Consider the following 13,260-nt stretch of genomic DNA (forward strand, 5'->3'; position numbering starts at 1 on the left):
TCGCGCCTGGGACCGCACCGTGCGTCCCCGCACACGACGAAGGCCCCGCGTGTGCGGGGCCTTCGTGGGCTTGCGCGGCATCACGCCGCAGCACTCCCAGGAGAAGAACACAGCGTGTTCTTCATTGGAGCCCCCTATCGGACTCGAACCGATCACCTGCAGTTTACAAGGCTGCTGCTCTACCAGATGAGCTAAGGAGGCACTGGGGCGGCCGAAGCCGCCCCTCCGATCTTAGTCGGATTTTTGTTAGTCCGTTGCCGACTCGGCGGCACCGGCCTGTTCAATCTCACCCTTGATCTTCAGCATGAAGGTCTCGAGCGAGCCATCGCGGGCTTCGTTCCACTGCTGGCCGTTCACGAGCACAAGCGGGGTCGAGACGAGACGCTGCGGGCCGCCCTCGGGCTGGAGCTCGGTTGCGCTCTGCGGCATCAGCAGACGCTGGCCCTCAGCGAGGCCGGAAATGCCCTCGCTGGCCTTCGTGTAGTTCTCGGTGAAGAACGCACTGAAGGGGCGATCCTGGATGCAGCTCTTGAGCTCCTTCGTGGGCTCGGCGCCTGCCGCCTCAGCCTGCTTCAGCAGCTCCTTGTCGTCGAGACCAGGGGTACCCTCGCCGGGCTGTACCTCGGGGCTGAGCAGTGCCTTGTGCAGCTCGAACGCGGCGTCGGGCTGCTGCTCGACGACGCAGCCAAATGCGTTTGCCGCGCGTGTGGAGTACTTGGTGCCGAGCGATTGACCGTCGAGGAAGTTGATCGGGTAGATCGCGAGGTTCGCGTCACCCGAGCCAACGTAGTTCTCGAGCATGACGCCGTTCTGCGCCTCGAAGTTGCCACAGGCCGGGCACATGTAGTCGACGTAGACCGCGATGTCGAGCGGGAGCTCGTCGCGGTTCGTCTTCGGCGCCACGCGCTTCTCAGTCGGGTCAGCGAGCGCCTTCGAAGGAACGACCTTGAGGTCCTTCGTGAAGACCACTGCGCCGGAGTTCATGTTCGCGGGCCCGGGGCCCGCAGGCTTGAGCGACTGGGTCAGCACGAGGCCGACGATTGCGAGAACCGCTACGACGCCGAGAACGACCCCACCCTGAATGTATAGGCGGCGACGCTTCTCGCGTTTCTTCTCTGCCTCACGAGCCAGGCGTGCCTGTTCGCGCGCTTGCGCACGGCGCTCGTTCTTCGACAGTCGCGACGTGGTGTCATTCGACATAGTTAGGTTTCCTCCTGAGACACACCGGGTTCGGCGAGGGTTTGCTTGCGGCGCTATCGCGCGTCCGCTACTTCTTCTTGGATCGGCGCTCTGCGCGGTTCTGCGGGGCTGCTCCGTCAGCGGGAACCTGCTGACCGAATGCGCCACGAGTCGTGGGCTGTTCGGGCTGCTTGCCCCGCTGCTTGCCCTTCGGCTGCTGCGCTCCTGCGCCGCTGACCTCGGGGGTGCCGTCGACATCGGGCGCGCTGTAGCTCAGCTGCGCTTCGTCGGGCTTGGTCTGTGCGTCGAGCCCGCCACCCTCGAGATGGACGTGGCCTTCGTGGCCTGGCTCGTTGGGGCGAACCTGGACCTCAAGGTTGTACAGCAGCCCAACGGACTCTTCCTTGATCTGCCCCATCATGCCCTCGAACATCGTGAAGCCCTCGCGCTGGTATTCGACGAGCGGGTCACGCTGCGCCATCGCGCGCAGGCCGATGCCCTCCTTGAGGTAGTCCATCTCGTAGAGGTGGTCGCGCCAGCGGCGGTCGATCGTTGTCAGTACGACGCGGCGCTCAAGCTCACGCATGGCCTCTTCACCGAGCGATTCCTCACGTGCGGTGTATGCCACCTCAGCGTCGGAGAGAATTTCGCGTCGGAGGAAGGCCTTGTCGACGCGCCCGTTCGGGGCTTCAGCGACAACCTCATCGACAGTCAACGCGATCGGGTACAGCTGCTTGAGGTCCGACCAGAGGGCGTCGAAGTCCCAGTTTTCGTCGGCGCCGTGCGAATCGAGGATCGCGTTGATCGTCTGCTCACGGAACGTGATGACGCGCTCTTCGATGGCTTCGCCGTCGAGGATCTGTGCGCGGTCGCTGTAGATGGCCTGGCGCTGGCGGTTGAGGACGTCATCGTATTTGAGGACGTTCTTGCGGATCTCGGCGTTACGCGCCTCGACCTGGCTCTGCGCGCTCTGGATCGAGCGGGTGACCATCTTGGACTCGATCGCGAGATCATCGGGGAACCCATCGCGGTTCATGAGCGCAGCAGCGGCACCCGAGTTGAACAGGCGCATGAGATCGTCTGCGAGCGACAGGTAGAACCGGCTCTCGCCCGGATCGCCCTGACGGCCCGAACGACCGCGGAGCTGGTTATCGATACGACGCGACTCGTGCCGCTCGGTGCCGAGCACGTAGAGCCCGCCAGCTTCGAGGACCTTCTCGGCCTCGCCGGCGACCGCTTCCTTCACCGCAGCGAAGACTTCGTCCCACGCAGCCTCGTATGCCTCGGGATCTTCCTCGGTGGAGAACCCGCGAGTGGCCATTTCCTGAACGGCAAGGAACTCGGCGTTTCCGCCGAGCATGATGTCAGTACCGCGGCCAGCCATGTTCGTCGCGACCGTCACTGCGCCGTAGCGGCCAGCCTGCGCGATGATCGCGGCCTCACGCGCGTGGTTCTTCGCGTTGAGTACCTCGTGTCGCACACCCTTCTTGGCGAGCTGACGCGAGAGGTACTCGCTCTTCTCGACGCTGGTGGTGCCGACGAGCACGGGCTGCCCGTTCTTGAAGCGCTCCGCGATGTCTTCGACGACCGCGTTGAACTTCGCCTCTTCGTTCTTGAACACGAGATCCGGCTGGTCGATGCGCTGCATCTTCTTGTTCGTCGGGATCGGCACGACGCCGAGCTTGTAGGTCGACATGAACTCGCCGGCCTCGGTCTCAGCCGTACCGGTCATGCCCGAGAGCTTTTCGTACAGGCGGAAGAAGTTCTGCAGCGTCACGGTGGCGAGCATCTGGTTCTCGGCCTTGACCTGCACGCCTTCCTTCGCCTCGATGGCCTGGTGCATGCCCTCGTTGTAGCGTCGTCCGGCGAGGATACGCCCGGTGTGCTCGTCAACGATGAGCACCTCGCCGTTGAGCACGACGTAGTCCTTATCGCGGGTGAAGAGCGCCTTCGCCTTGATCGAGTTGTTCAGGAACGAGATGAGGGGCGTGTTGACCGACTCGTACAGGTTCGTGATGCCGAGGTGATCCTCGACCTTTTCGATACCTGGCTCGAGCACCCCGACCGTGCGCTTCTTCTCGTCAACCTCGTAGTCGACGCCCACCTCGAGCGTCTTCGCAATCCGCGCGAACTCGCCGAACCAGCGGTTGCCCTCGCCGGAGGACGGGCCGGAGATGATGAGCGGGGTACGCGCCTCGTCGATGAGGATCGAGTCGACCTCATCGATGACGGCAAAGAAGTGTCCGCGCTGCACGCGCTCCTTCGAGGTGCTCGCCATGTTGTCGCGCAGGTAGTCGAAGCCGAACTCGTTGTTCGTACCGTAGGTGACGTCGGCGTCGTACTGCTTGCGCCGCTCCTGCGGATCCTGTCCGGCGACGATGCACCCGGTCGTCAGGCCAAGCGCACGGAAGACACGGCCCATGAGCTCGCTCTGGTAGCTCGCGAGGTAGTCGTTCACCGTGACAACGTGAACGCCCTTGCCCGCCAACGCATTGAGGTAGGCCGGCATGGTCGCGACGAGCGTCTTGCCCTCACCGGTCTTCATCTCGGAAATGTTGCCGAGGTGCAGGTTGGCACCACCCATGACCTGGACGTCGAATGGGCGAAGCCCAATCGTGCGCTTCGCGGCCTCGCGAACCGCGGCAAACGCTTCGGGGAGCAGGTCGTCGAGTGTCTCGCCTGCTGCAAGCCGCTTCTTGAACTCGGCGGTCTCCTCACGCAGCTCCTCATCACTGAGGGCTTCGAAGGAGGGCTCGAGGTCGTTGACGGTCTTGGCCAACCGCTCGAGCTTCTTGAGCGTGCGTCCTTCGCCGACGCGAAGGATCTTCTCGAGGACTGTCGCCACGTTGTGTCTCCTGTACGGTAGTGCGCGATGAGCTGCGGAGCAGAGGCATCGTCGTTGCCTAATTGTGACAACTCCTCAGCTTAGCAACGGCTGTGAGCATTGCGCTGGGAATTCCTTCCTTAATTTGAATGATTCAAAATAAGGGCTACAATGGAGGCATGCCCACCACTCATCACGCCACAGAGTCAGCGGCCCGGCTCAACGCCGCCGGCCTGCGCTCCACGGCGCCACGGCGGGCTGTGCTTGATGCCCTCCAGCCGGGCGGGCACCTCGACGCGAGCGAGCTCTACGAGCGCCTCCGCGGCGAACTTCCCGGCACCTCGCTGCAGGCGGTCTACGGCGTCCTCACTGCCCTGACTGAGGCAAATCTCGTGCGGCGAATCACGCCGGCAGGCGGATCCGCGAGGTACGAGGCGCGTGTTGGCGACAATCATCACCATCTGCTGTGCGGCTCCTGCGGCCGCCTCGAGGACGTGCAGTGCACGGTCGGCGCAGCCCCGTGCTTAACCCCGTCAGACGATCACGGATTCGAGATCACGGCTGCGGAGATCACGTTCCACGGGCTATGCGCCGACTGTGCGAACGCCAAGAAGCACATAGAATTTTCCTCCAAATAACTTCCATCCGACTCAACCCCCACGAAATGAGACATGATGACTGAAAAAAAGATCCTGACGACCCAGACTGGCACGCCTGTTCCGAGCGACGAGCACTCGCTCACCGTTGGCCCGGACGGCCCCACGGTTCTCCACGACCGCTACCTCCTCGAGAAGCTTGCGTCGTTCAACCGTGAGCGCGTTCCCGAGCGCAACCCGCACGCCAAGGGCGGCGGCGCATTCGGCGAGTTCGTCGTCACCGAGGATGTCTCGAAGTACACCCGCGCCGCTGTCTTCCAGCCGGGCGCGAAGGCCGAGACGCTCATCCGCTTCTCGTCGGTTGCTGGCGAGCAGGGCTCGCCCGACACCTGGCGCGATGTGCGCGGCTTCTCGCTGCGTTTCTACACCGAAGAGGGCAACCTCGACATCGTCGGCAACAACACCCCGACCTTCTTCATCCGCGACGGCATCAAGTTCCCCGACTTCATCCACTCGCAGAAGCGCCTGGGCGCATCTGGTCTGCGTGACGCAGACATGCAGTGGGATTTCTGGACCCTTTCGCCCGAGTCGGCGCACCAGGTGACCTACCTCATGGGCGACCGCGGCCTCTCGAAGAGCTGGCGCCACCTCAACGGCTACGGTTCGCACACCTACCAGTGGATCAACGCTGAGGGCGAGCGCTTCTGGGTGAAGTACCACTTCATCTCGCAGCAGGGCGTCGAGCGCCTCTCACCCGAGGAAGCCGAGCAGCTCGCGGGCAGCGATGCTGACTACTACCGCCGCGATCTCTTCGAGTCGATCGACAAGGGCGACTTCCCGTCGTGGGACGTGTACGTGCAGATCATGCCGTACGAGGAGGCAAAGACCTACCGCTTCAACCCGTTCGACCTCACGAAGACCTGGCCGAAGGCGGACTACCCGCGCATCAAGGTCGGCACCTTCACGCTGAACCGCAACCCGGAGAACTTCTTCGCGCAGATTGAGCAGGCGGCGTTCTCGCCCGGCAACCAGGTGCCCGGCACCGGCATCTCGCCCGACAAGATGCTCATGGCGCGCGTGTTCTCGTACGCCGACGCACACCGCCACCGCATTGGTACGAACTTCAACCAGCTGCCGGTCAACCAGCCGCACGCTGGTGAAGTGAACAACTACATGCACGAGGGCAGCATGCGCTACCAGTTCAACGGACCGGAGCACCGCACCTACTCGCCGAACTCGTACGGCACCCCCGGCGGCCCCGTCGCAGATCCGCTCGCCGGCGTCGAAGGCAGCTGGGAGTCGGACGGCGCACTCGTGCGTTCGGCGCACACCCTGCGCGCTGACGACGACGACTTCGGCCAGGCAGGCACCCTCTACCGCGACGTGTTCTCGGCAGAGGAGAAGGCCCGCTTCCAGGAGGTCCTCGGCGGCCAGGCGAAGTCCATCACGGTCGACCGCATCCGCGAGCAGTTCTTCGGCTACTGGACGAACGTCGACGCAGAGCTCGGCGCGATCCTGCGCGCGAACTACGCAGCGTAACCGTTCACGCGAGTAACGGGGCCATCCACACGGGTGGCCCCGTTTCTGCGTTTCCCCCCACAGATCTGAAATGATGGGCTCGTGCAGACTCCGGATACACCCGATCCGCTCGCGCGCGATTGCGCGCTCATTGTGCTGCCGACGTACAACGAGCGGGAATCACTCGAGTCGGTCGTCGTCGACGTGCTCAGCTGCGCCCCCGAGGCCGACATCCTCATCATTGACGACGCAAGCCCAGACGGCACGGGCCGCATCGCGGATGCGCTCGCCGCGGCCGACGCTCGCGTCACGGTGCTGCACCGCAGCGGCAAGCTCGGTCTCGGCACCGCCTATATCGCGGGGTTCCACGTCGCTCTTGAGCGCGGCTACGGGTACGTCGTTGAAATGGACTCCGATGGCTCGCATCAGCCTGCTGCGCTCCCGGCGCTCCTCGCAGCCGCTCGGGAGGGCGCAGGGCTGGTGATCGGCACCCGTTGGATGCCAGGCGGCGAGATCGTCAATTGGCCGCGATACCGGCGGCTGATTTCGCGGGGTGGCACGGCGTTCGCGCGACGCGCGCTGCGGTCGCAGCTGCGGGATCTCACGAGCGGCTTTCGCGTGCTGTCGCGCGAAACGATCGAGCTCCTTGAGCTCGGCAGCATCGATTCTGAGGGGTACGCCTTCCAGGTGGAGACCGCGTGGCGCATCGAGCGGCTGGGCTGCACCGTTGCGGAGGTGCCGATCACGTTTGTCGAACGCACGAGCGGCAGGTCGAAGATGTCAGTCCGGATTATGCGCGAGGCGTTCGTGAACGTGCTGCGCTGGGGCCGTGAGCTGCGTCGGGCCGGACCGACACGCAGCGCGGCCAGCCCAGGAAACCCTGAACCGGCCGCGATCAAACGTGCGCGCTAGGCGTTAGTCCTCCGTGAGCGAGAGCACCCCGTAGTTCCAGCCCTTGCGGCGGTACACCACGCTCGGCTTCTCCGACTCCGAATCGATGAACAGGAAGAAGTCGTGACCGACGAGTTCCATCTGGTCGACAGCATCTTCGACGGCGAGCCGCTCCGCAGGGAACTCCTTCGACCGAATCACCACGGGGCTGTAGGCCGGCTCGGCTTCGCCGACGACCGGCACTGAGCCCGTCGAGACCGCATCAATGATCTCGGCTGATGCGGGCTGCAGATCCACGACCGCGAAGTCGTTCGCAGCTGCGTCGCCAAGCGAAGTGCGGCCACGGCCACGGTGATCCTGCGCTCGATCCTTCGACCGGCGGATGCGTTCGAGCACGCGCCCGTAGGCGATGTCATAGGCGGAGTACTTGTCGGGGCCGGTTGATTCGGCACGGATCACCGGACCCGGGCCGATCAGCGTGATCTCGACGCGGTCACCGTGTTTGGGGCTCTTGTCGCTCAGGCGTGAGACTCGCACTTCAAAGGCCTGTGCCTTCGGAAGCAATCCCGCTACCTTCTCGGTTTTCGACTCGACGTACTGCTCGAATCGATCCGTAATCTCGACATTCCTACCGTGGATGCTGACGTCCATGACGACCTCCCAGGTGACTCAGGCGGGTGGGCCGGTGTGGCGCACCACTACGCCTTTCTCGAACATTACCCCTTTTCACCTGTGAGGTTCCACTCTGTTTTTTGTGGCATGTCTCGCCGCAGTGCTGTACACAGCGCTACAGCGGCGACAACCTCGACCCCCACAGCCTCGAGTGCCGCGACCGCGGCCCTGAGGGAGGCTCCCGTTGTCACGATGTCGTCGACGAGAATCACCGGCCGTCCGCGCAGCCGCCGCACCGCGCGTCTGCGCACCGCAATGAGCCGCGCATTCCGCTCTCGGCCTACCGCATCGAGTCCAACCTGGCCGGTACGGTGCCGGAGCGCGCGCAGCGCAGAACAGCGCGCTGCGGGGAAGTCACTCGCCCGCAGCGCCACCTTCACCAGCTCGTCGACGTGTTTCCACCCCCGCTCCCGCACACCCTGGGACCGGGATGGGAGCGATACGAGCACGGGAATCCGATCTGCCAGTCGCCGCATGCCTCCGCTGTCATCGGCGAGGACGCGTTCGAGTGGCCCGCTCAGACGGCGGCCGAGCGGGCGCACGAAGCCGAACGCCCCGCCGTGTTTGTACGCGAGCAGCGCCGCACGCGTTGGCCCCGCATACGCGGTTGCGGCGTAGCAGGGCACCCCGGCCCCATCCACGCGCCGAACGGGCGCAGCATCGCCGCCCAGCACCACTCGGGTGCACGCAGCGCAGAGCTCACGGTCCACCACCCCACACCCCACGCAGGTGGCGGGCCAGAGCAGCGCAGCGAGGTCGAGGCCTAGCTCGCGGACCGCAGCCCAGCGGGCCGCGCGTCGCTTGGCGGCCGCGGAGGCAGCGGAGGCAGCAGAGGCAGCAGAGGCAGCAGAGGCAGCAGAGGCAGCAGAGGCAGCAGAGAAGGATCGTATCGGGCCCACAGGTGCAGCGTGCCACGCTGAGGAGTCCGGCCGGGGACTACGCCGCCGAGAAGGAACAACTCGCGGCGAACTGCGCGTCCCGCGCTCCTGTGGGCAACGCTAGCCCCGCTTTGCCATGAGCTCAATATCGGTTGCCACACGCTGCCACCCGCTTGCGCCCTGGGGCGCGAAGAGTTCCCCGCTCGACGTGAGCACCCGAATCTGCGCACGGTTGCCGCCGCCGAAGACCTCGACGGCGTCTGGCACGGAGCCCTGCTCGCTCGAGAACGTGCCGGGGCCTCCGATCGTAACCTTGCCGGCACTCCCCTGTTTCGTCAGCGCGACAAACCGCTGCTGATCGATCCAGTCGAGATCGATCGCTTCGCCGCCGGCCCACATCTCGATATCTGCCTTCGGCGTCACTGCGGTTGGGCTGCCGTCTGCATCACGGATGACCCCGCCGACGAGCACGTAGCTCTTGCCTCCGCTGTTGACGAGCACCCCGATTTCGCTCCCACCGGGCGAAATACGCAGCGCTCGAACGTCGAGCCCCTCGAGCCACGGTGCTTCGAGGTCGCGCTGCTCGCCAGGCACATTCGCGACATGGATAGTCGCCGGGTCGTCTGCGGACGTCGACCACGCCCACAGGTCGTCGTCGATACTCGGTGCGAGCAGGTTCTTACGCATATCGATCGGCGCTGTGAACCCCTCGGACACGATGTGCATCCCGTCCGCAGCGCGAACTGCGGCGACAGTCTTCGACCGTGACAGCGCTACCGCATCGGCCTCGAGATTCTCCACCGCAGCGCTGACCCCGATGACCGGTTCGACCGCGCTTGCCGTGAGCACGCCGAAGCGTCCGCCGACTATCCCCGAAAGCTTGGCCCCGATGATGACTGGCGTCGTCGGGCGCACCGGCTGAGTCTTGTCGCGAACTGGCGCACCGTCGATGAGCAGTTCCACACGGTTCACGCCTGCGACCGTCTGCAGGCTCGTCTGCAGCTGCAAATGCATCTCGTCCTGAGCCTGCGGGTTATTGAGTCCCTCGCCGGTGAGATCCACCCGCGCGAGTCCGCCTTCGACGGGTACCGCCGTCTTCGTGAGCGTGACCCCCTGCGGGAAGCCGGAGCGCACGACCTGCGTGAAGCGCTCGCTCGGCCCGTCGAGGAGGGCATTCACGATCTCGGTCGACAGCGCCGCACGCGAGAGGAACCACCGAGTGTCGGGCACGAGGCGCCCGCCAGGGCCGAGGAACGTCACCTGATGCTGCGACCAGATCGCCTCAAACGTCGACCGGTCAAGGATGACGCCGGCCGGGGCCGAGGCGATCCGCCACTCATCGCCGTGCTTCACAAATTCGAACCGCAGCTCCGTGCTTTCGCCCGCTTCGGTTGGCAGCAACCGGCCGTTGGGCTCAACCTCGGCAATCACCGACAGCGAGAGCATGCCGGCGTCGCTGCCGTCGGTGCGATATGGCCGCGACCCCTCCCAGATCAGCACCCCAAAGTACGGGTCCCACTGGGCAGCGTACTCGGGCGTGAGGTACTCGCGCGCAACCGAGTAGTCGTCAGTTGGCGAGTTCGCTGCGGTGAGGAAGCCGCGCACGAGCTCCTCCTGCGTTGCCCCTACCGATGGCCCAAATGCGCTGAACTGCACCGCCTGCTCGGCTTGGTTGATATCGGGCAATCCCGGCTGCACAGCGCCCGATCCTGGGATCGCCGCGCACGCCGAGAGGGAAAGCGCAGCGATCACCATGATCCCTACCGCGGCCTTGCGAGTTCGTCGTCGACCGATGCCGATCATGCCTGTCCCTCCCGCGGTGTCTTGATGCTCCTTCGGAACGGCCGTTTCAGCCAGCCTCCGGTCGTGTCACGGACGTTCGACGCGGCGGCGATGTCCTCCGGAATGAGAGCGATGGGCGAGATGAAGTTCGTGACTTCGTCCCCTCGCGGGAGCGTCAGTCTGAAGTTCGTCCCCTCCCCCTTTGCCGACCACACTTCGAGGAATCCGCCGTGCACTGCGGCATCCTCCCGCGCGATGGCGAGCCCCAAGCCGGTGCCGCCCAGCGTACGCTTCCGCGAGGGATCCGCGCGCCAGAAGCGGTTAAACACGTGCTCAACATCGGCCGCCGCCATGCCGACGCCCCAGTCGCGAACAGCGATGGCGATGGCATGAACGTTCGAATCGATGGTCACGACAATGGGCTCGCCCTCGCCGTGCTCGATCGCGTTCCCGACGAGGTTTGAGACAATCCGTCTGATCCGACGGGCATCCACGTCAACGGGCGTGTAACCGCCGAGCGGCCGCACCTCGATGAGGCTCGACGACAGCGGTCTGAGCGAGGTGACGACCTCGTCGACGAGGTGCACCAGGTTCGTCGGCTCGGTCTCAAGCGTCACCCGGCCTGCGTCGTAGCGCGAGATCTCGAGCAGATCAGTCAGGAGGGCCTCGAACCGCTCTACCTGTGTGCTCAGCACCTCGACAGCGCGCTGCTGGCCGGGGGCAAGTGCGTCCTGTTGCCCGTTGAGTACCTCACTTGCGAGGCGGATCGTCGTGAGCGGAGTGCGCAGTTCGTGCGAGACGTCAGAGACGAATCGCTGCTGCATTTCGGAGAGCTCATCGAGCTCCCGAATGCGCGCCTGCAGCGTATCGGCCATATCGTTGAAGCCGTCAGAGAGGACGTCGAAGTGCTCGTCGTGCTGCTGCGGCATGCGCGCGTCGGCCTCCCCGGCCGCGAGCCGCCGACTCGTGTCTGCCGCGACGCGAATCGGGCGGAACACAATCCGTGAGATGACCCACACCAGGAGGCCGATGAACAGCATCATGCCCGCGGCGGTGAGCAGCAGCGTACGCTGCACGAACGAGAGGGTGTCGGAGGTGTCGGTGAGGTCGTAGCCGATGAACAGGTCAAACGTCCCGGCGCCCGCGGGGAACCGCAGCGACGATCCCACAACGATGCCCGGCGTCACTTTCGAGTCCTCCCCCCGGAACGTCACGGCCTGCCAGTACTGCGGCTCCTCGGCGACGAGCACCGCATTCGAGAGTTCGTCGCTGATGGACTGCCCCAGCGCAGACGGCGTGCTCGCCACTGAGGAGAGCTCGGGGAACGGCGCCTGATTCTGCTGCCGACGAATGTGAATCATCTGGCTCGCCGAGGTGTCTTGCACGGTGCGCAGCACGGTCGTGAGCAGTGACTGCAGCCCGCCCCGGTCCGCGGGGTCAAAAGAGTCAATGATGCGCTGCGCCTGCACGGTCGCACGCGCAGAATCCTGCAGCGCCTGATCGCGGCGCGACGAATACAGGTCGTTACTCACGCTTGTGAGCAGGAACATGCCAGCGACGGCAATCATCGCCCCCGTGACAAGCCCCGTAATCGTCATGGTGCGCACCATGAGCGAGTTGTTCCACCTCGCTCGGAACGGCCCAAAGATCGGCTGCGTGAATCGTATCCACCGGATCCGCAGCCGTCGCCACGCGCGCTGCCCTCGCCCGCGCGTCTTCGGCTCGGTCATGTCCCCGGACTACTCTGCGCGGGCACCAGCGCGGTAGCCGACCCCGCGCACGGTCGTCACAATGGTGGGCCGATCTGGATCAACTTCGATCTTCGCGCGGAGCCGCTGCACGTGCACGTTCACGAGTCGGGTATCGGCCTTGTACTGGTAGCCCCAGACCTTCTCCAGCAGCACCTCGCGCGTGAACACCTGCTGCGGTTTACGCGCGAGAATCGCGAGGAGATCAAATTCGAGCGGAGTGAGGGCGATGACCTCGTCGCCCCGCTTCACCTCGTGCCCGGCGACGTCGATCGACAGGTCACCGATGCTCAGTGTCTCGTGCGTGTCCTCCTGCGGCTCACGCAGGCGAGCGCGGATGCGGGCGATGAGCTCGGCCGGGTTGAACGGCTTCACGACATAGTCGTCAGCGCCGACCTCCAAGCCGCGCACCACGTCGCGGGTGTCGGTGCGCGCAGTGAGCATGATGATCGGCACGCCAGACTCCGCGCGAATCTGCTCACAGACTCCGATGCCGTCGAGACCGGGCAGCATGACATCAAGCAGCACCAGGTCAGGGCGGGTGGAGCGGAACTGCTCGACGGCTTCAAAGCCGTCGTATGCGTGCTCCACCAGGAATCCTTCGCCCTGCAACACCATGCTCAGCATCTCAGCGAGTGCTCTGTCGTCATCCACTACGAGGATTCGTGCGCTCATGAGCCTATTATGACTGGTCAGCCTGGTAATCACGCAACCGGGTCCCCTCGAAGGGATGGGCTGCTAGAAGTGGTCGAACCTTCCGGGAAGCAGCTCCCACGGCTCGTGCCCCAGGTATTCGCACACAGCGCGGTAGACGCAGTGCTCGATGAAGTACCTCCTGTGCTCGTCATCGTTGACGTGCAGCCCGCGGGCGCGCTGAATAGGCATGCGGTACAGCATGATGCTGCGCGCGCTGCGATCGATGGAATAGAGCATCGGCTGCGCGCTATCCCCCTGCCCCGAAGGTACCGTCTGGAAGCCGATCTGAACGCCGCGCAACTCATCAGGGAACGTGTGCTGGAGAAACTCGACGACGCCACGCGCGTCGGTCTCAAATCGAGCGACTCGACTCGCGGGGTTCGCGAGGGCTGGGCCGGTGAGCGATGACCGAATCGGCCTCCGCCCATGCCGCGTTGGCTGTCCCTGCGCGCGCGCACCTCGTGACATCATCCCAC

General features: G+C 65.0%; 11 protein-coding genes and 1 tRNA gene. 3 read left to right on the forward strand and 9 right to left on the reverse strand.

Annotated elements, in window-relative coordinates; genetic code table 11:
- Positions 1-125 precede the first annotated feature (125 nt).
- The 3 genes from AUL38_RS01305 to secA all read right to left on the reverse strand — a co-directional run bounded on the left by AUL38_RS01305 (position 126) and on the right by secA (position 4,024).
- A tRNA-Thr gene (locus AUL38_RS01305) sits at positions 126-201 on the reverse strand.
- A 45-nt stretch (positions 202-246) separates the two neighbouring features.
- Positions 247-1,200: a thioredoxin domain-containing protein gene (locus AUL38_RS01310; protein ID WP_059058519.1), complete on the reverse strand. Its 954-nt coding sequence runs from the start codon at positions 1,198-1,200 to the stop codon at positions 247-249.
- 67 nt (positions 1,201-1,267) lie between these two features.
- Positions 1,268-4,024: a preprotein translocase subunit SecA gene (gene secA / locus AUL38_RS01315; RefSeq protein ID WP_059058539.1), complete on the reverse strand. Its 2,757-nt coding sequence runs from the start codon at positions 4,022-4,024 to the stop codon at positions 1,268-1,270.
- Between the two features lie 158 nt (positions 4,025-4,182).
- Here secA and AUL38_RS01320 point away from each other — a divergent pair, with 158 nt between their 5' ends.
- The 3 genes from AUL38_RS01320 (at position 4,183) to AUL38_RS01330 (ending at position 7,029) form a co-directional block, all read left to right on the forward strand.
- Positions 4,183-4,641 carry a Fur family transcriptional regulator gene (locus tag AUL38_RS01320; protein WP_059058541.1) on the forward strand — a complete coding sequence of 153 codons (459 nt, stop codon included), beginning with the start codon at positions 4,183-4,185 and terminating at the stop codon, positions 4,639-4,641.
- Between the two features lie 36 nt (positions 4,642-4,677).
- A complete protein-coding gene (locus AUL38_RS01325) occupies positions 4,678-6,138 on the forward strand; it encodes a catalase (RefSeq protein ID WP_059058630.1) in 1,461 nt (486 codons plus the stop codon).
- An 81-nt stretch (positions 6,139-6,219) separates the two neighbouring features.
- The gene (locus AUL38_RS01330; RefSeq protein ID WP_059058543.1) at positions 6,220-7,029 is read left to right on the forward strand and encodes a polyprenol monophosphomannose synthase; all 810 of its coding nucleotides are present in this window, start codon (positions 6,220-6,222) and stop codon (positions 7,027-7,029) included.
- 3 nt (positions 7,030-7,032) lie between these two features.
- Here AUL38_RS01330 and hpf read toward each other — a convergent pair whose 3' ends face one another.
- From hpf to AUL38_RS01360, 6 genes are all read right to left on the reverse strand, one after another.
- Entirely contained in the window at positions 7,033-7,659 is a 627-nt protein-coding gene (gene hpf, locus AUL38_RS01335) for a ribosome hibernation-promoting factor, HPF/YfiA family (protein ID WP_059058545.1), read from the reverse strand.
- A gap of 65 nt (positions 7,660-7,724) precedes the next feature.
- On the reverse strand, positions 7,725-8,579 hold the full coding sequence (locus AUL38_RS01340) for a ComF family protein (RefSeq protein ID WP_161937385.1): 855 nt from the start codon (positions 8,577-8,579) through the stop codon (positions 7,725-7,727).
- A gap of 99 nt (positions 8,580-8,678) precedes the next feature.
- Positions 8,679-10,361 carry an LpqB family beta-propeller domain-containing protein gene (locus tag AUL38_RS01345; protein WP_059058550.1) on the reverse strand — a complete coding sequence of 561 codons (1,683 nt, stop codon included), beginning with the start codon at positions 10,359-10,361 and terminating at the stop codon, positions 8,679-8,681.
- A complete protein-coding gene (mtrB, locus tag AUL38_RS01350) occupies positions 10,358-12,070 on the reverse strand; it encodes an MtrAB system histidine kinase MtrB (protein WP_059058552.1) in 1,713 nt (570 codons plus the stop codon). Before mtrB ends, AUL38_RS01345 begins: the two co-directional genes overlap by 4 nt.
- 9 nt (positions 12,071-12,079) lie before the next feature.
- The gene (gene mtrA, locus AUL38_RS01355; RefSeq protein ID WP_059058554.1) at positions 12,080-12,763 is read right to left on the reverse strand and encodes an MtrAB system response regulator MtrA; all 684 of its coding nucleotides are present in this window, start codon (positions 12,761-12,763) and stop codon (positions 12,080-12,082) included.
- A 63-nt stretch (positions 12,764-12,826) separates the two neighbouring features.
- Complete coding sequence (locus tag AUL38_RS01360; protein ID WP_059058556.1) at positions 12,827-13,255, reverse strand: metallopeptidase family protein; 429 nt, start codon at positions 13,253-13,255, stop codon at positions 12,827-12,829.
- Positions 13,256-13,260 lie beyond the last annotated feature (5 nt).

Origin of the sequence: Leucobacter sp. G161, assembly GCF_001482305.1 — a bacterium.
Classification (GTDB): domain Bacteria; phylum Actinomycetota; class Actinomycetes; order Actinomycetales; family Microbacteriaceae; genus Leucobacter.

Excerpts from the sequence above, each read along its gene's own strand:
- mtrB (WP_059058552.1), bottom strand. The coding sequence starts at position 12,070 with ATGACCGAGCCGAAGACGCGCGGGCGAGGGCAGCGCGCGTGGCGACGG.
- AUL38_RS01345 (WP_059058550.1), bottom strand. The coding sequence starts at position 10,361 with ATGATCGGCATCGGTCGACGACGAACTCGCAAGGCCGCGGTAGGGATC.
- mtrA (WP_059058554.1), bottom strand. The coding sequence starts at position 12,763 with ATGAGCGCACGAATCCTCGTAGTGGATGACGACAGAGCACTCGCTGAG.
- AUL38_RS01310 (WP_059058519.1), bottom strand. The coding sequence starts at position 1,200 with ATGTCGAATGACACCACGTCGCGACTGTCGAAGAACGAGCGCCGTGCG.
- AUL38_RS01320 (WP_059058541.1), top strand. The coding sequence starts at position 4,183 with ATGCCCACCACTCATCACGCCACAGAGTCAGCGGCCCGGCTCAACGCC.
- hpf (WP_059058545.1), bottom strand. The coding sequence starts at position 7,659 with ATGGACGTCAGCATCCACGGTAGGAATGTCGAGATTACGGATCGATTC.
- AUL38_RS01325 (WP_059058630.1), top strand. The coding sequence starts at position 4,678 with ATGACTGAAAAAAAGATCCTGACGACCCAGACTGGCACGCCTGTTCCG.
- AUL38_RS01360 (WP_059058556.1), bottom strand. The coding sequence starts at position 13,255 with ATGATGTCACGAGGTGCGCGCGCGCAGGGACAGCCAACGCGGCATGGG.